Source organism: Sporomusa rhizae (assembly GCF_041428845.1).
Lineage (GTDB): Bacteria > Bacillota > Negativicutes > Sporomusales > Sporomusaceae > Sporomusa > Sporomusa rhizae.
Window position 1 is genome coordinate 331,867 of sequence record NZ_CP156925.1, and the last position, 16,237, is coordinate 348,103.

The following is a 16,237-nucleotide window of genomic DNA, read 5'->3' on the forward strand; positions in this document are numbered from 1 at the left end:
CGGAAACTTTGAAAAACGGCAATTTTATAAAATATGCCTTTGGTACGCATTATTGCCATGTGGATGCTGTACACGCCACATCGCCAAAAGCTGACCGCTTTACTGATGAGATTGTTGCCGGAATATTAGAGAAAACAGGTTGTGCCGGTATTATAGGCACAGTATCACGAACTATTGCTGATCTTAATCGTCCGCCAGGAAAGGATAATGATGAAGCTGTATGGGAATACCGCGATGTCATTTGCCAGTTTCTTTATAGTTTGGGGCTGTTAGGTCTAGGCAGTCGTAACTTAGCCAAACCATATTTGCATATTGGTATTCATGGCATGAGAGATCTTATTCATGGCCCGTTGAGTATCGAAGTAGGGACAATTTACGGTAAAACTTGCTCGGCAAAGGTTAGAAAGTGGTTTGGTGAGACCTTAAAGGCTAAGGTACATGAAGCTATACCTGAAGCTAAGGTTGTTTTTGATAAACATTGGGTAGGTAACATTTCGCTGGCTGCTCACCGCTGGGGTGAGGGGCGGCATTATCCGGGCTATGGAAAAAATTATAATGCATTCCAGGTAGAAATCGCCCGGACGCTTAGAGAACATCACCGCCAAGAAATGATTGGCGTTTTAGCGGAGATTGTTACAGAATTTAACGGTATGTTTTCCAGGAGGTAAGGATTTTGAGCAAAATCAAAAAAAATCTTAGTGATGCAGACATGTTAAAAGGCTGGCAGGAAGAGTCCACTTTTGAGACTCAACTTGAGGCTGAGCAGGAAGCGGTTAGGCCAACAGCAAAGTTTGCCAAAAAAGATCCGGCAGAAGACATTAATAATGCATATTTTACACCAGAAATCAAAGAAGCTGTGGGTAAAGCACTGCTGGAATTAAAACTCAATCTGTATAGAGAGGGTGTTGTTGATTACCAGATAAAAGTTTCCTGTCAAGGAAACCAGGTAGTCCTAACGGCAGTTCCCGCCAAGGTTAAAGCCGGACAGACTGGAAAACAGCCTGTACAGTACGATGGCAAACGAAAAGGATAGGATACATTGCCTATCCCATTCGTTCAAACCTTATAAAACTCAATTAGTTATGGCTTACACCGTCGGCTACAGGCTCGTGTGTCAGCCATTTTTTTTATTAATCTATTCTGGCGGTAGTGGCTCATGCGTTAATTCAAAGAGGGCAGCTGTGAACTGCGCAATATGTTCTTTTTCGTCATTCATTAGTTTACAGAATAAACGCTTTACCTCGCGGGTCTCAGCTTCATTCATAAAACGCTGATACTTATTAGTTGCCTCAAATTCTCCGGCTAAAGCTTTGGTTAATATATGCACCGTCGGCATATCCTCACGGTCTGGCAGAACAATTGGAGCATCGGCGGTTTCGACTTCTTTTACGATAGCAGCTTTGGTCTTGGGTTTAACCATTGGGCGGGTCATTAACAGCATTCCAAGATCTGCATTACGCAGCTTTTCCGCCTGCACCGGATCCAACCGGGAGATTTCCCGCATAATTTCTACATAGTGCCGCATTTCGTCTTCAGCTACACCCAAAAATAGCTGGGGCATACAAGTTGTTCTTGCCGCTTCCAGATAAAAAGCGATAGCAATGCGTTTATCGGCGGCAGCGCACCGCAATAGTAATAAATCCGGGCAATCCGGGCATTCATCGCAGTTGTCGTGTGTTCCAGCTACGGTATTTCCTTTTGACGGTTTTCTAGTGGCGCGTAACTTTACCATACATCCACCTCCAATTTTCCTGATATATTGTATGCTGGTGGCAAGATAGACGTTAATACAAGGAAGGATATTTGGCGAGGGTGTCAAATAATACCTAAAATAGTTTTTTGTATGAAGAGGCGGGCAGATGAAAGAAAAACAAACAAACGATTGCATTGCTGATTTGAAAGCCAAATTGGCGCTGCTCGAAGTCGAAAACTTGCGGCTTAAGGGGACTCAGCAAAGCATTGCAGAGGTAAATAACAATTATCTGATGCTCCACTACCTCACCAGTAATATTCAAAGCTGCCAAACAACGATGGAACTTTGGAAAACTTATCTGCACAATTTAAGTGATTGTGGTTTTAATTATGACGATGTAGCTATTCTGCTGCCGGATGACAGCAATGAGTTTACGATAAAACTGAAACTTAGCGGTAACAGCGTTGGACAGTCCGTTGCCTTAGCTGAGGATGACTATATTAAGAAGGCTATAATTTTGAAGACTTCAGTTACGGCACCAGATAACCTTAAATCGGCTGTTCCCATTGTTACAAAATCAGGCGAAATTAAGGCGGTATTATTGGCGGAGAAAGCCAATGGTATTTTTTTTGAAGATTTGCAGCTGCTGGATGTGTATGTTCGGCAAACGGCAGCCATAATCGAAAATATAATGCTTAATGAGAAGCTTCGGCATTTTCAGGAACTGCTGGGAAAGCAGCTCGACCAATTTGTCATGCTTCACTATGTTACCAAGGCAATTAATGATGCCGGAAATTATTACGACGTTTTGACTAATTATTTGAAAACCCTGTGTTCATCTCTAGGGTTCGGCTTTGAAGAAGGTATTCTCTATATTCTTACTGAAAACACGCTGCAACGGGCAAGTTTGCAGGAGGAAAAGCTTGAATTAGCCGAACTGCCAAGCTTAGAAGGAACCTTTATAAACAAAGTGGTAGAATCTAGACAATACTATTTATCACCAGACCAGTTACACCTGTTTATGCCGCTTAACTCCTTCGGAATAGTTACCGCAGTAATTGAAATTCGGCATAATAAAGAAATAATTCATGAACAAATTCAAATGCTTGAGATATTTGCTATGCAGACTTCTTCAACTATTGTCAATACGCGGCTTAAGTTGCATCTTGAATATGTAAGTTTTCATGATCAATTGACAGGATTACATAATCGGGCGTATTTCGAAAAAGAAATTGAGCGGATTGAACGTGAGGAACTATACCCTGTAGGCATAATTGTATGTGACTTGAACGGCCTTAAAATGGTTAATGATACTTGGGGACATAGTACTGGTGATCAATTTATTGTTGCTGCTGCCAAAATCATCAAAAATACTTTACCGGCTAATGCTGTAACTGCCCGAATCGGCGGCGATGAATTTGGTATAATTATCACTGGCGGTTCTGTGAATACTGCGGCTGAAGTAGGGTTTGAATTAAAACAAGCAATGAAGAAATATAACGCTACAACCGTTGCTGTACCTGTCGGTATGGCTATTGGTTGGGACGCTGCTGCCGAATCGGAAAAAATTATAGATATATTCAAAAAAGCCGATAGTCGTATGTATCAGGATAAGTATTTGCACGGAGAAGCCAGCCGTAATTATATCTTAACAACGATTAAACAACGGTTTGCTGATAAAAGGACAGATGAATAGACCTACGGAGGGATGGCATTGATTAAGGTTGGTTCAACGGCTAGGTATATAAAAGGGCTAATTGTCGCGGCAGTTCTGCTGCCGCTAATTTTTATTGCTGAGGTTGTTTATGTTGAACAACACCAATCACTCAGTATTAATAACGTACAGAGAGAAGAACTTGACAAACTTAGGGCAGAGGCGGCTACCGCCTGGTTAGCGAATCAAACTGCACATTTACGCGGAATAGCCAAGCTGAATTCGGTATTAACTGCAAGCACTTCAGTGATGAGTAAAGAGTTCCAATCATTATTGGAACCGGGAACCGGTTTATTAGCGTTAGGTTATGCCGACGCTAACGGCAACGTGGTGGCTGATACCAGCCGGACTGGCGCCCTGTCCATTAAGGATAATCTTTTTTTTAGCGAATCAGCTGCCGGCCGTGAATACGTAGGACAGATATCGGGGATCGCCTGGGAACAAGAACAGGATGTTGTTATTTTGGCAACACCTGTTTACTCTCAGGGAGAGAGAATTGGAGTAATCTATGGAGTAATCAGTAAAGCTGCTGTTGATTCTATGGCGGCTAAATTAATTCCCGCCACTATTGTCGGCAAACCGGCAATTGGCCGTTGGCTTGTGTGGCTGGGTGGAGTGTACTTGGTAGGAGCGATACCACTATTATTTGCTGTCTGCTTCTTACGCCGCCAAGCTCCAGCAGAGAATGTAAGGCCAGTGATAAGTAAGAAGTCCGTTCCCAAAAAAGCAAGCAAACCTGCTCCATTGCCGGAAAATCACGAAGATCCCATTGATCGTTTGACTAAAGAACTTGCCCGCGTCAGTAAAAAGTTCGAGGAGCTTGAACCCCGGGATCAACTGGCAGCGAGAAACAAACCGGCGGCTATAGCAGATGTAACACCTGCCATAGTTATTGACAGGGTTTTAGCGAACGCTGCTTATAAATCTGGAGGCAAACCGTTTGTAGCAAAAAATACTTTAGATGAAGTCACAGAAATACCTAAGAATAAACAGGAGCTTCTGCTTAATGATTTTCCGGCAACTCAGGCCAATCCGATAGCACAGGCCATAAGGAAAACATCTGGACCTCCGGAAGGGCTGACGACGCCGACAGTAAGTACACGAACCGTAACTCCGGTAGAACAAATAACGCCTGCCGCTATACCACTTCCGGAAGCTCCGGCAGCAACAAAATCAGCGGATAAAATGCCGGAACCGGACACCCTAACCGGGCTGCCTTCCCGAGCGGATTTTGAAAAAATAATAGCTGCCCACGAAGGGCAGCCGGATACCGCTATTATCATATTCAGTCTTGATGGTATCAAGGTAATTAATGATTTTTTAGGTAAGAAAATGGGAGATGAGGCTATCCTTGCCGCCTACGATATTCTTAAAATTATTGCGGGCGAGGAATGTCTTGCTACCCGTATCGAAGATAAGTTTGTCGCGTTATTAACAGGTGTTGGTGCCGATATGCTGGAAGACGTAAAAAAAGACATAAAATATTATTTAGACCTTCATAATTTACGTAAGCCTGAGCTGCCGCTGAGTATAACCATTGGTGCTGCGCCTGCAGGAGCGGACGAGAATCTGAAACTGGTATGGCGACAGGCAGAAGCTGACTTGGATAGGTATAAGGCTATGAATAGGGTAGAGGCTCGTAGATTTATTATGTGGTCAATTAAGCGTACCCGCGGGCGTTCCTAATTATTGCCGACTGAACTTTTGCAGCCCTTCTCTGAAGGCTGCGGTAGTTTCTTCCGTTTCGTCCAATAGATAAATACGCCCCGGTTTGCCGGATGTATCCCAATCAATGCCGTTCCACCAAACGGCTATTTTTATTTTAGTAAATCTGCCCATCTGGTCAAACATCTTTCCCATCCAGGCTGCTTTATTGCCGCCAGCCGAATTAGAACCAAATTCAGTAATCATAAACGGCTTGGCAAAATGCTGATCATATTCAGCATAAATGGAAGGATAAATTTCGCTGAATTCGCGCCACTTTTCTCCAGCAAAGTAATTACCGGTATTATAGCCTGTCAAGCCAATGATATCGACATACTCATCCCCGGGATAATACCTTAGGTAATGGTTCCATTTAAAGTCTGGAAATGATAAATCATGTGGATTCCAAACCCATAAAACGTTGTCAACACCGTTCTCGTCAAAAATATGGCGAATGTACCGCCAAGATGCTGTATACAATTCAGCATCCTTGCTGTAGTAAGCTGAAGAATACCAGCACCAATCACCGTTCATCTCATTGTTCAGGCGAAACAGTACAGGATGTCCAAATGCTTTTAATTGCTGGGCATAAAGTGTGAAATAATCATCGTATTTTCCGGCGAGAATATCATAAATGACGCTTGAATTGTCAACAAAGTTATAACCTGTCTGCAACGTTAATTCCACAGTTCTTCCATGCTCATAGGCCGATCTAAGGGCGATGATGGGTAAGTTTTCATCGAAAGACTGATACCGTACCAGGACAGGAAAAGTGTAATTAAGTTGTTTTTCCAGAGTATCCAGCTTTTCGAATTCCTGAGGGGCGGCTGGCTCAAAAATTCCCCAGCGCAGCGGACTGTTTGCACTAAAATATTTGTCATAAAATCCCCGGGTTTCGTCATTTAACGGAGTGTGTCCCTGGCTAATGGGTATGGCAAAACGCGATTTTCCCCGCTTCTCTGTCAATGTAAAGCTCGCGGCAATTTCTTGCGCATTGTCGATTGGTTGGGTGGACTTAATGAAAATAGTGTAGACTTCATTTTGACTTTTTACCAGCTCAATACTGGAATAGTAATTCTTATCATTTGGAACATGGCTGAGTTTGCGTCGTGTCCAGTTTAACAGGTGAATGCTAAATCCGTTTTGCCGATAATTTTCCTCTTGCAGCAACTTATGTTCCTGCGTGTTATTGATAAATTTGTTGCTAAAACTAATATAGTCATCGGTAGTAGCTTGAGTTCCGGCAAAGTTATCATAGTATATCTCAATACGCAGATTGTCATTTGTCAGTACTGTAACTACCGGTGATAAGGAGGCATCTACCGTTAACCCTTGGGGAACCAGCAAGGAATAGCCATTGGCATAATCGGTTAAACGCTCGTAACGGTTATCGACAGAGCAGGTAACTTTATAGTCATCCTCCGGACCCGGAGGAAAGCTGGTGTATTCGCCGTTAATGATTGATGCGGCATTTGCTGGTGCTGATAGGGTTGCAGCCACCAGCAGAGCGATTGTTAAACAATGAAAATATCGCATAATTGACTCCCTTGCTATTTCTTTAAACAATTAATTATATCATAAAAAGCAACAATTTCCTTAATAATGATACGCTAAAAGATACTAAAATGCGGATACTAATATATAAGCCGTGCACACTATGATTTGCATCACTGACAAACCCGGCTGAACGGAGTATACTTAACATAAACCGCTGGTATGGCGGTATAGGAAAAAAGGAGGGAAGAATAGTGGCATATAAGATAAGCTCTGAGTGCATCAAGTGTGGTGCCTGTGCTCCGGTTTGCCCTGTTGAAGCTATTTCGGAGGGCGATACTCAATACGAAATTGACCCGGGTACTTGTATCGATTGCGGCGCCTGTGCAGCAGTGTGTCCGGTTGGTGCTATCAGTCCCGGCTAAGGCGGCAAAATAGTAAATGAAAAGAGTCCAGCTTGTCAGGATAACTGACAAGCTGGACTTTTAAATTTGTGATACAATAAGAAAAAGACATATTGTTACGAGGTAATGGTGGGGAGCGATTTTACATGGTAGAATTTGAGTATTTGAAACATATACCCATTTTTGAGGAATTGGCTCCGGCCGATTTGGCAGCGATCAGCGAAGTTACGATTGAACGCCGCTACAAGAAAAATATGATTATTTTTATGGAAGGTGAGCCTGGAGAAGGCTTTCATTATGTAAAAAACGGCAAAGTAAAGATTGTGAAAATGGCATCTGACGGGCGGGAACATATTATTAATATTCTGGGGCCCGGCGAAGTTTTTGCCGAAGTTTTGCTCTTTAATCACGGGCCTTATCCGGCAACCGCCGTTGCCTTAGAGGATTCTGTTATCGGCATTATAAAAAACATGGATTTAGAAAATGTGGTTGCCGAAAATTCACGGATAGCCTTACATATTATCAGGGTAATGAATAAAAAGCTGCTGCATGTGCAACTCAAAATTAAAACTTTGGCATTATCAGACACATTAACCCGTACAGCTCAAATTCTCATCAGGCTGTCCCATCAATATGGCCGGCCGGTTGCCGGCGGCATACAGATTGATGTTGACATGACGCGCCAGGATTTAGCTAATTTGGTCGGTACCACCAGAGAGACTGTCAGCCGGGTCCTTAGTTCTATGAAAAAAGATAAGGTTATTGATCTTGTTGACCAGCAAATTTTGATTTTAGACGAAAAACGCCTTAACCGTTACCGTGATATGTAAAAGTGTACTTGCTGTCAAACCTTCTAACAACAAGCAAATCTGGTTAGAAAAAGCGCCTTTCCGGCGCTTTTTGTCTTATCCTGTAGGAAAGTATAACTTTCCGCCTGGATAAGGGCAACATCGGCTTCCGCTTTCGCCAAAGGCTCGGCGCAAGCCGTGTTTTCTTTATCTAAGGATATTTTCAATTTCATCATACAAAGCGAGGGTAGTATCACCTGTTACCAAGCTGTCATTTACCATTGCTATATATAATTCGGCACAGTCACCGCACTCACCCAGGCATGGCTCTATTGATATAGCAACATTTTTGAAATCAGAACGGCATTTCTCCACAAAGTCTTCCATTCCCTCATGCTTTATGTTGTTTTCGCAAAACTGTAATGTATTCATAGTATTATCTCCTCCAGTTTTTTTCAAAGATTAGTTTCGGCTTGAAAACGGCAAACTATGTACAATAGTGTGACTAAAATCACAGCAGACCGTGATATTTGCCAACGAATGGGAGCCGTTTTTTTATTACAATATAATCAAACAAACCAATAGAAGGAGATAATAGTATGGCAAACCTTGATAAGCAGCAAATGATTGCCGAGTTTAAGAGACAGTTCGGATTTGTGCCTCCCTGCGGGATGGGAGCCGGTGACTTAGGTGAAGATATGCAAAAAATTATTGGCGATTATCATCACGCCGTTTGGGGTGAAGGGGTTATTCCCCTGAAATACAGATATCTTATTGCACTGGCTACCGCTATTTACGGAGATGACGACGTTCGCGCCAAATTGGAATTATTAAAAGCCTTAAATCATGGTGCGACACGCGAGGAAATTATTGAGGTGTTTCGCCAGCAGGTATGGATGAAAGGTGCCCCGACCATTGTTAAGGTAAATCCGTTAATAAAATATATGGACACTATTTATCAAACTGCGTATCGTGAAGGCGAGCCCGGCGACCATTAATAAGAACTGAATAAACGACAAAAAATAAGTAACCGCTTAATTTACGTTAACTTAAATTAAGAATAAATTATGAGGAGGTGGCAGTATGCTGCCAAAAGGAGCAAACCTGCAAAAAATTCGTGACGGAAGAAAGACTTACGCCATAACTCCGGATTTGCCCGGCGGTTTTATTAAACCTGATTTAATGCAAAAATATGTGGATGTCACCAAAAAGTATGGTGGTACTATGAAGCTTACTTCGGCTCAACGCATTATGATTACCGGACTTAAAGCTGAAGATATCGAGAATATCTGGCAAGACATTGGTGTAGAACCTGCTTTGGGTTTTGCCAACTGTGTACGCAGTGTGAAAATTTGCCCGGGTAACGCATTTTGTAAACGCGGAAAACAAGACAGCATAAAATTAGGCTTAGAATTGGACAGAAGATATGTTAAAAAAGAAATGCCAAGCCGGATTAAACTGGGGGTCTCCGCCTGTCCTAATTCCTGTGGTGAGTCGGTTGTTAAGGATGTTGGCGTTATTGGCACCGACGAAGGCTGGGACGTTTATGTTGGGGGGTCAGCCGGATCTCATCCGCGTTTGGCGGACAGACTGATTACAGGTTTAAACTATGATGATACCCTGCGCATTGTCGATATAGTTATCCAGTACTATCAAAAACATGCTGATATTGAGCGGATTGGTCAATTTATCGAGAGAATCGGCTTTGAAAAATTTAAGGCAGATGTATTGGCTGAATTCTATGGTGAAAAAAGTGCTGAAACCGAGCCTAAGGTATCGCAGTCAGAAGCCGGAGAAAAGATTATTCCACGGCCAGGCGGTCTGACGGAAGGCAATTTGGTGTTTGGTGATCCTATTACCGAGGACAGCGTCATTAGCGACATTATCCGTGTTTATCCACAAACAATTCCGGTTTTACGGGCTTTCGGCATGGGTTGCCTTGGCTGCCCGTCCTCGGCTGGTGAACCTGTTCAGCAAGCCGCCGGGATTCATGGCATCAATATTACAGAACTGCTGGCAGCGCTTAATAAAGTAGTGCCGGCAAATAACTAAGGAGGAATCTGTCGATGAGTGCCTTTTTAGCCCCGATCCATTATTGGTTATATAACAAGATCCGTCATGTTATTGAACGGGAAAATATCATTTATCTAAAGGCCGAAAACTTATGTGCCGAAACCGCCGAAGAGGCCCGTTCCCAGGCATGGCAAAGTTATGGTCAGCCTCTGCCGGATGCTGATTTGAAAGAGTTCATTGACCAGAGCAATATTCATGGCTGGCTGCAACGGCAGATTAATGTGGCCGAGACCCGGGAGGCTGCTTTCATCCAGACGCTTGTTGATAACTGCGGTGATGCCGCAGTCGATGCGGCCCGCAAAGCCTTTCGCGACCATGGTGCCCATTGTGCCCGCCAGGCCGAGGCACAGGGCAAGTATGACACCTCTACTGCCCCTGGACTGTACAAAGTTTTGAACGATTATTATCTTAATGGTATGCCGTGTGATCAGGCTGACAGCATAGTGGAAAACACACCGGATAAAATGGTTTGGGAAAGTGAGATTTGTCTGCAGGAACCTAACTGGAAGCGGGCAGGGACGGACAGTAAGCTGATGAAGAACCTCTATAACGAATGGCTGACTGCGTTTATCAATACTCTCAATCCCGGATTTGCCCTTAAACAGACATCTGACACTCAACTAGGTGATAAACTTAACAAATTCGAGATTACCCGGGTATAACTAAGCCGCAGCGGCTGCTGCGGCTTTTCCCTACACTTTATTCACATTTCTAAATTTGGTCGGATATGGTATAATGCTGATGGTCTACTCATGCTACAATTTGTCGAAGCAGGGAAGGAAGGGTAAGATGTACAAAATAGTTGAGAAACGGCAGCTTGCTCCTCAGATTTATCTGATGGAAATAGAAGCCCCGCGGGTAGCAAAATCTGCGAAGCCCGGTCAATTCATAATTGTAAAAATGGACGAAAAAGGCGAGCGGATTCCGCTGACTGTCTGCGATTATAATGCTGCCAAGGGAACAGTTACAATTGTATTCCAAACTTTAGGTAAATCAACCCTAGAGATGGCAGAATACCAAGTTGGCGATAACTTTAGTGATTTCGCGGGCCCGCTTGGTCAAGCCTCAGAATTTATCCATGAAGACATTGAAGCATTAAAGCAGCAAAAGATAGTATTTGTTGCCGGTGGCGTTGGTACCGCACCTGTATACCCTCAAGTAAAATGGTTACAGCAGCAAGGTGTCCAAGTTGATGTCATTATAGGTGCCCGCAACAAAGAAATGGTAATTTTAGAAGATGAAATGAAAGCGCTTGGCGCTACTGTATATGTTACAACCGATGATGGCTCAAATGGCCATAAAGGTCTTGTAACGGAAGTCCTCAAGGGCCTTATTGACAATGGTGCTCAGTATGACCATGTAATTGCCATTGGTCCAATGATTATGATGAAGTTCGTTGCTAAACTGACTAAAGAATATAATATAAAAACAACTATCAGCTTAAATCCAATCATGGTAGACGGCACCGGTATGTGCGGTGCTTGCCGGGTTACTGTCGGTTCAGAGATTAAGTTTGCCTGTGTTGACGGTCCCGAGTTTGACGGGCATTTAGTTGATTTTGATGAAGCTATGCGCCGTCAAGCTATGTACAAAACCGAAGAAGGCCGGGCTGTGTTGGAAGCGGAAAAATCAAGCCATAAGCATACCGGTGGTTGCTGCGGAGGTCATCATCATGAGTAAAACAAGAGTACCTGTACGCGAACAATGCCCGAAAAAAAGGGTTACTAATTTTGAAGAAGTGTGTCTGGGTTATTCACTCGAGGAAGCTACCCAGGAAGCTTCTCGCTGCCTAAATTGCAAAAATGCAAAATGTGTGGGCGACTGTCCAGTATCAATCAATATCCCCGGGTTTATCAGCCATGTAAAAAAAGGTGAAATTGCTGAAGCCGCCAAAGTAATTGCAGAGGCCAGTGCGCTCCCTGCCGTTTGTGGCCGGGTTTGCCCCCAGGAATCACAATGTGAAGGCAAATGTATTCTTGGTATTAAAGGGGAAGCTGTAGCCATTGGTAAACTGGAACGGTTTGTTGCCGATTGGGCTCGGGAGAACAACGTAGATACGGCTCAAGTTGAACCGAAAAACGGCAAAAAAGTAGCTGTTATCGGCAGCGGCCCGGCAGGCTTGACCTGCGCCGGTGATTTAGCCCGTAAAGGTTATGAGGTTACTATCTTTGAAGCCTTGCACGAGCCAGGCGGTGTATTAGTATATGGTATTCCTGAATTCCGTCTGCCTAAAGAAACAGTGGTAAAGAGTGAAATTGAAAATCTTAAGAAAATGGGCGTTGCCATTGAAACCAACGTTGTTATCGGCAAAACAGTAACGATCGACCAGCTTCTTGACGAAGAAGGTTTTGAAGCGGTATTCATTGGCTCCGGGGCAGGTCTGCCTAAGTTCATGGGCATTCCAGGTGAAAATGCCAACGGCGTATTTTCCGCCAATGAGTTTTTAACCCGTAATAACCTCATGAAAGCCTTTAAAGAGGACTATTCCACTCCTATCAAAGCAGGTAAAAAAGTGGCTGTAGTCGGTGGCGGCAACGTGGCTATGGACGCAGCTAGAACTGCTGCCCGCCTTGGCGCCGAAACCCATATCGTTTACCGCCGGTCGGAGTCCGAATTACCGGCCCGGGTGGAAGAAGTACATCATGCTAAAGAAGAAGGCATTATCTTCGACGTACTGACTAATCCGACCCAAGTTATCATTGATGATAAAGGCTGGGTAAGCGGCTTACGCTGCATCAAAATGGAATTGGGTGAGCCAGATGCTTCCGGTCGGAGAAAACCGGTAGAAGTACCTAACTCCGAGTTTGTCATGGATGTGGATACTGTTATCATGTCCTTAGGCACTTCGCCTAACCCGCTTATCTCCTCGACTACTGTCGGCCTGGAAACCAACAAGTGGCAATGCATTGTAGCCGATGAAGAAACAGGCCTTACCAGCCGCGAGCGCGTTTTCGCCGGTGGCGATGCCGTAACTGGCGCAGCTACCGTAATTCTAGCAATGGGTGCAGGCAAAAAAGCCGCCAAAGCGATTGACGAAATGCTGATGGGGAAAAAATAGATATAAATAAACGGGGGTTTGAATACCCTGTAGAACTTAAGAACCACTTGCTGCTTAAAGGCAGTAAGTGGTTCTTTTGTGTTGTGGCAGCATAGGCCTCTTTATGGAGAAAGATTTGAAGAAAATGTAGTTTATTAGGTGAGGTGACGTTAACGGGAATGTTGTTGATTGATTAACGGTGCTAATGGGGTAACGGCTTGCATTTTTATTTTAATTTATAAACGGCCAGCAAAAACAGCAATAGTATCGGTTGATGCACAAGATAAATTATTAACGAATGTTTCCCTAACCGGCTTAACCACTGCACAGGGCGGTATGCGCCGGCTGCCGGGAACTTAGGTTGTTTATTCCGGTATATCAGTTTTCCGGCTGCCATACCGTATAACACTATGCCCAGCCAGGGGATCAAAGGGTAATAATCCAGCGAAGCGAAATCAGGCGGACTGATACCCAGCGGTAACAGGTATGTGGTGGGGGTGGTAAGCGTAGCTGTCAGTCTCCCGGTTGCGATAATGACTGTACCGGCAATTAGTAGTTCCACGGCCTTTAATTGTATAAAGAGGGGGGAGGCGAGCATGGCTACTCCCAGCAGATGCAGAGTGCCGAACCTTATGTACGAAGCTGGGTCGTAAAAATAGGTTGCCATGCTTATAACCGCTCCCGTTGCCAAAATCATAATCCCGCGGCGAAATGGATTACTGCTGAACAAACTGCTTATTCCTGATAACAACATAAACAGAATTGCCGCAGTTTTACCTTGGTAGTACCAAAAACCATCTAAATAGGTAAGAGGCCAATGATAAAAATAGGCCAAGTCAAAAACTAAATGAAAAACTATCATTAGCAAAATGGCAATTCCTCTACAACAATCGATTTCCGCAATGCGGACAGTTTTAGGCACGACAATGTCCTCCCTTACAGGATGCAGCTTTGCTCATTCATGCAATCTATCCTTATACTAATTTTCGTAATAATTATCAGGATAATGTATAAAAACTTTGACAAGTTTTTTGGCAAATTATGATATAGTATGGCAGTGTTTGACTCTCAGATGCACCAGAAAAGTGAAATAGCATTTAAATTTATTTGCAGGAATACATGAACTAAAAGGGAATATAATAACTTATAAGAGGCTCTGAACTCCTTGGGGCAGAGCCTATTACAGACAGGTGGTTTCGGGAATGAAGGATATTTATATTATCTTATTGTCGGTGTTAATTGGTGCTGTTGGACAAGTTGCCTTCAAATATGGAGCTGCCCGCATTCCAGATACAGGTTCACTTACTGACAAGGTAATTGCTGCATGGCCGATTATTGCCGGATTAGCAATTTATGCAGTAAGTACCCTTCTCTGGATTTATGCCTTGCGCACGGTGGAACTCAGCTATGCGTATCCATTGATTAGTCTTGGGTATGTTCTAGTGTTTATTGCTTCTTATTTTTTATTTCATGAAGCAATTGGGCCGCTCAGGCTGGGTGGATTAGTATTGATATTAAGCGGAATTTTTCTTGTTGCAAGGTCATAATAGTTAATACTAAATTAATCGAATAATAACATTTCTTTACAATTAGTTAACAAATAGCGAGAGAATATGCTATAATCAGTTTGAATCCGACAAATTGAGGAGGCTAAGTATGGGATTTGGCTTAAAGCCGCGTGAAGAGAAATTCTATGGCTATCTATTAGAGAACACTCAGCTTATCCGGGATGCGGCAGATATTCTGCAGGAAGCGTTGAACCGCGGCAGCGATCTGTCTGAATTAATGGTTAATATTGACGAACTCGAAAAGAAAGCTGACGGCAATACTGCTAAGATTGTCGGCCTTCTACACAAAACATTTATAACGCCGCTCGACCGGGAGGACATTTATAGCATTGCCCACAAATTGGATGATGTTATTGACTGTATGCAAGGCGCAGTTGAACGCATGGAGCTATATAATGCCGGGTCTGCTTCTGAAGGTGCCAGGGAGCTTGCCGAACTTGTGGGCAAAAGCGCTAAACAGATTGATAAGGCGTTTACCCACTTGCCAGAGATTAAGAAGCAAAAAGACAAACTGGAAGAACGTTGTGACCGAATTGTTGAGTATGAGGCTCAGGGTGACAGGTTATATCGCCAGGAGCTGGCAAAACTATTCAGAGAATGCACTGATCCTATTGAAATAATCAAATGGAAAGAAATTTTGTCTCAACTTGAAGAAACTCTGGATATCTGTGAGGATATTGCAAATTTATTAAAGGGAGTAATCGTGAAATATGCCTGATTTAACGCTAGTCTATGTTGTGGTTTTCTTTGCGCTGGCGTTTGATTATATTAATGGCTTTCACGACACAGCTAATGCAATTGCCACTTCGGTGTCTACCCGTGCACTGGAGCCACAGCACGCTGTAATACTTGCGGCTATCCTTAACTTTGCCGGCGCGCTGTATAGCACCGGGGTTGCTAAAACCATTGGCGGTGATCTTGTAAAATCAGCTTCCTTAGTAAACCAGCCTGTTATTATCTCTGCATTATTCGGTGCTATCGTCTGGAATTTGATTACCTGGTGGCTAGGTATTCCCAGCAGTTCTTCCCACGCGCTTGTGGGTGGTGTTTTAGGTGCGGTAGTGGTAGGCGCAGGGGTTAATGCTATTAACTTTGTCGGTGTTGAAAAAATTGTGTTGTCCCTTGTATTGTCGCCACTTATTGCTATGGCTGGCGGTTATCTTATGATGATTGCCATGATGTGGATTTTTGGCAGACACGAGCCGGGCAAGATAAACGAAGGCTTCAGAAAAATGCAGTTATTATCTGCCAGTATGATGTCTTTTTCTCATGGCTCAAACGATGCGCAAAAAGCTATGGGTATTATAACGTTAGCACTCGTAAGCTCAGGTCAAATTCCGTCCTTGGAAGTACCTACCTGGGTGAAAGTAGCGTGCGCGACAGCTATGGCCTGTGGTACGGCAGTAGGCGGCTGGAAAATTATAAAAACGATGGGTGGGAAAATATTCAGACTGGAGCCCATCAACGGCTTTGCTGCCGATTTGAATTCATCTATGGTTATCTTTATAGCCACTAACTTACACTTACCTGTAAGTACTACCCATGTAGTATCAGGTTCTATTATGGGTGTAGGTTCCGCCAAACGGGTTTCTGCCGTACGGTGGGGTGTTGCTCAACAAATGTTGTTTGCCTGGGTACTAACTATTCCGTTTAGTGCCGTTACAAGTGCTCTCATGTATAAAGTATTAAATTTATTTATGTAATAAATAAGTACATATAATACCAATAGCAGCTCAAGGCGTAAGCGCAGGGCTGCTTTTTT

18 protein-coding genes are annotated in these 16,237 nt (G+C 43.5%); 14 read left to right on the forward strand and 4 right to left on the reverse strand.

Features of this window, described 5'->3' with window-relative positions; translation table 11 throughout:
• Nucleotides 1-8: 8 nt before the first annotated feature.
• Both SRRS_RS01405 and SRRS_RS01410 read left to right on the forward strand, forming a co-directional pair.
• Entirely contained in the window at nt 9-668 is a 660-nt protein-coding gene (locus SRRS_RS01405) for a hypothetical protein (protein ID WP_371365556.1), read from the forward strand.
• A gap of 5 nt (nt 669-673) precedes the next feature.
• Entirely contained in the window at nt 674-1,033 is a 360-nt protein-coding gene (locus tag SRRS_RS01410; RefSeq protein WP_371365557.1) for a hypothetical protein, read from the forward strand.
• A gap of 102 nt (nt 1,034-1,135) precedes the next feature.
• Here SRRS_RS01410 and SRRS_RS01415 read toward each other — a convergent pair whose 3' ends face one another.
• The gene (locus tag SRRS_RS01415; RefSeq protein ID WP_371365559.1) at nt 1,136-1,732 is read right to left on the reverse strand and encodes a ferritin family protein; all 597 of its coding nucleotides are present in this window, start codon (nt 1,730-1,732) and stop codon (nt 1,136-1,138) included.
• Between the two features lie 127 nt (nt 1,733-1,859).
• Here SRRS_RS01415 and SRRS_RS01420 point away from each other — a divergent pair, with 127 nt between their 5' ends.
• Both SRRS_RS01420 and SRRS_RS01425 read left to right on the forward strand, forming a co-directional pair.
• Entirely contained in the window at nt 1,860-3,389 is a 1,530-nt protein-coding gene (locus SRRS_RS01420; RefSeq protein ID WP_371365561.1) for a GGDEF domain-containing protein, read from the forward strand.
• Nucleotides 3,390-3,407: 18 nt separating this feature from the next.
• Nucleotides 3,408-5,093 (forward strand): diguanylate cyclase domain-containing protein, encoded by a 1,686-nt coding sequence (locus SRRS_RS01425; protein WP_371365563.1) that lies wholly within the window; start codon nt 3,408-3,410, stop codon nt 5,091-5,093.
• Here the strand turns inward: SRRS_RS01425 and SRRS_RS01430 are convergent, their stop codons facing one another.
• Nucleotides 5,094-6,647: a glycoside hydrolase family 26 protein gene (locus SRRS_RS01430; RefSeq protein WP_371365565.1), complete on the reverse strand. Its 1,554-nt coding sequence runs from the start codon at nt 6,645-6,647 to the stop codon at nt 5,094-5,096. It abuts the gene before it with no gap.
• Between the two features lie 212 nt (nt 6,648-6,859).
• On the opposite strand from SRRS_RS01430, the gene SRRS_RS01435 reads away from it, so the two are divergent.
• On the forward strand, nt 6,860-7,030 hold the full coding sequence (locus tag SRRS_RS01435) for a DUF362 domain-containing protein (protein ID WP_371365567.1): 171 nt from the start codon (nt 6,860-6,862) through the stop codon (nt 7,028-7,030).
• 125 nt (nt 7,031-7,155) lie between these two features.
• A complete protein-coding gene (locus tag SRRS_RS01440) occupies nt 7,156-7,839 on the forward strand; it encodes a Crp/Fnr family transcriptional regulator (RefSeq protein WP_371365569.1) in 684 nt (227 codons plus the stop codon).
• Between the two features lie 165 nt (nt 7,840-8,004).
• Here the strand turns inward: SRRS_RS01440 and SRRS_RS01445 are convergent, their stop codons facing one another.
• On the reverse strand, nt 8,005-8,229 hold the full coding sequence (locus tag SRRS_RS01445; RefSeq protein WP_371365570.1) for a DUF1450 domain-containing protein: 225 nt from the start codon (nt 8,227-8,229) through the stop codon (nt 8,005-8,007).
• Between the two features lie 167 nt (nt 8,230-8,396).
• Here SRRS_RS01445 and SRRS_RS01450 point away from each other — a divergent pair, with 167 nt between their 5' ends.
• The 5 genes from SRRS_RS01450 (at nt 8,397) to gltA (ending at nt 12,928) form a co-directional block, all read left to right on the forward strand.
• Nucleotides 8,397-8,795 carry a carboxymuconolactone decarboxylase family protein gene (locus tag SRRS_RS01450; RefSeq protein WP_371365572.1) on the forward strand — a complete coding sequence of 133 codons (399 nt, stop codon included), beginning with the start codon at nt 8,397-8,399 and terminating at the stop codon, nt 8,793-8,795.
• A gap of 85 nt (nt 8,796-8,880) precedes the next feature.
• Nucleotides 8,881-9,849 carry a DUF1858 domain-containing protein gene (locus tag SRRS_RS01455; RefSeq protein ID WP_371365574.1) on the forward strand — a complete coding sequence of 323 codons (969 nt, stop codon included), beginning with the start codon at nt 8,881-8,883 and terminating at the stop codon, nt 9,847-9,849.
• A gap of 14 nt (nt 9,850-9,863) precedes the next feature.
• Entirely contained in the window at nt 9,864-10,532 is a 669-nt protein-coding gene (locus tag SRRS_RS01460; RefSeq protein ID WP_371365576.1) for a hypothetical protein, read from the forward strand.
• A 127-nt stretch (nt 10,533-10,659) separates the two neighbouring features.
• Nucleotides 10,660-11,550 (forward strand): sulfide/dihydroorotate dehydrogenase-like FAD/NAD-binding protein, encoded by an 891-nt coding sequence (locus SRRS_RS01465; protein ID WP_371365578.1) that lies wholly within the window; start codon nt 10,660-10,662, stop codon nt 11,548-11,550.
• Nucleotides 11,543-12,928, forward strand: coding sequence for an NADPH-dependent glutamate synthase (gltA, locus tag SRRS_RS01470; protein WP_371365580.1), 1,386 nt, complete (start codon nt 11,543-11,545; stop codon nt 12,926-12,928). The genes SRRS_RS01465 and gltA overlap by 8 nt, the downstream gene beginning before the upstream one ends.
• 205 nt (nt 12,929-13,133) lie before the next feature.
• On the opposite strand, the gene SRRS_RS01475 is transcribed toward gltA, so the two are convergent.
• Nucleotides 13,134-13,829, reverse strand: a complete 696-nt coding sequence (locus tag SRRS_RS01475) for a heparan-alpha-glucosaminide N-acetyltransferase (protein WP_371365582.1) — start codon at nt 13,827-13,829, stop codon at nt 13,134-13,136.
• A 268-nt stretch (nt 13,830-14,097) separates the two neighbouring features.
• Between SRRS_RS01475 and SRRS_RS01480 the strand changes: the two genes are divergently transcribed.
• The 3 genes from SRRS_RS01480 (at nt 14,098) to SRRS_RS01490 (ending at nt 16,178) form a co-directional block, all read left to right on the forward strand.
• Entirely contained in the window at nt 14,098-14,454 is a 357-nt protein-coding gene (locus SRRS_RS01480) for an EamA family transporter (RefSeq protein WP_371365584.1), read from the forward strand.
• A gap of 109 nt (nt 14,455-14,563) precedes the next feature.
• Nucleotides 14,564-15,193, forward strand: a complete 630-nt coding sequence (locus SRRS_RS01485) for a DUF47 domain-containing protein (protein WP_371365586.1) — start codon at nt 14,564-14,566, stop codon at nt 15,191-15,193.
• A complete protein-coding gene (locus tag SRRS_RS01490) occupies nt 15,186-16,178 on the forward strand; it encodes an anion permease (protein ID WP_371365587.1) in 993 nt (330 codons plus the stop codon). The genes SRRS_RS01485 and SRRS_RS01490 overlap by 8 nt, the downstream gene beginning before the upstream one ends.
• Nucleotides 16,179-16,237 lie beyond the last annotated feature (59 nt).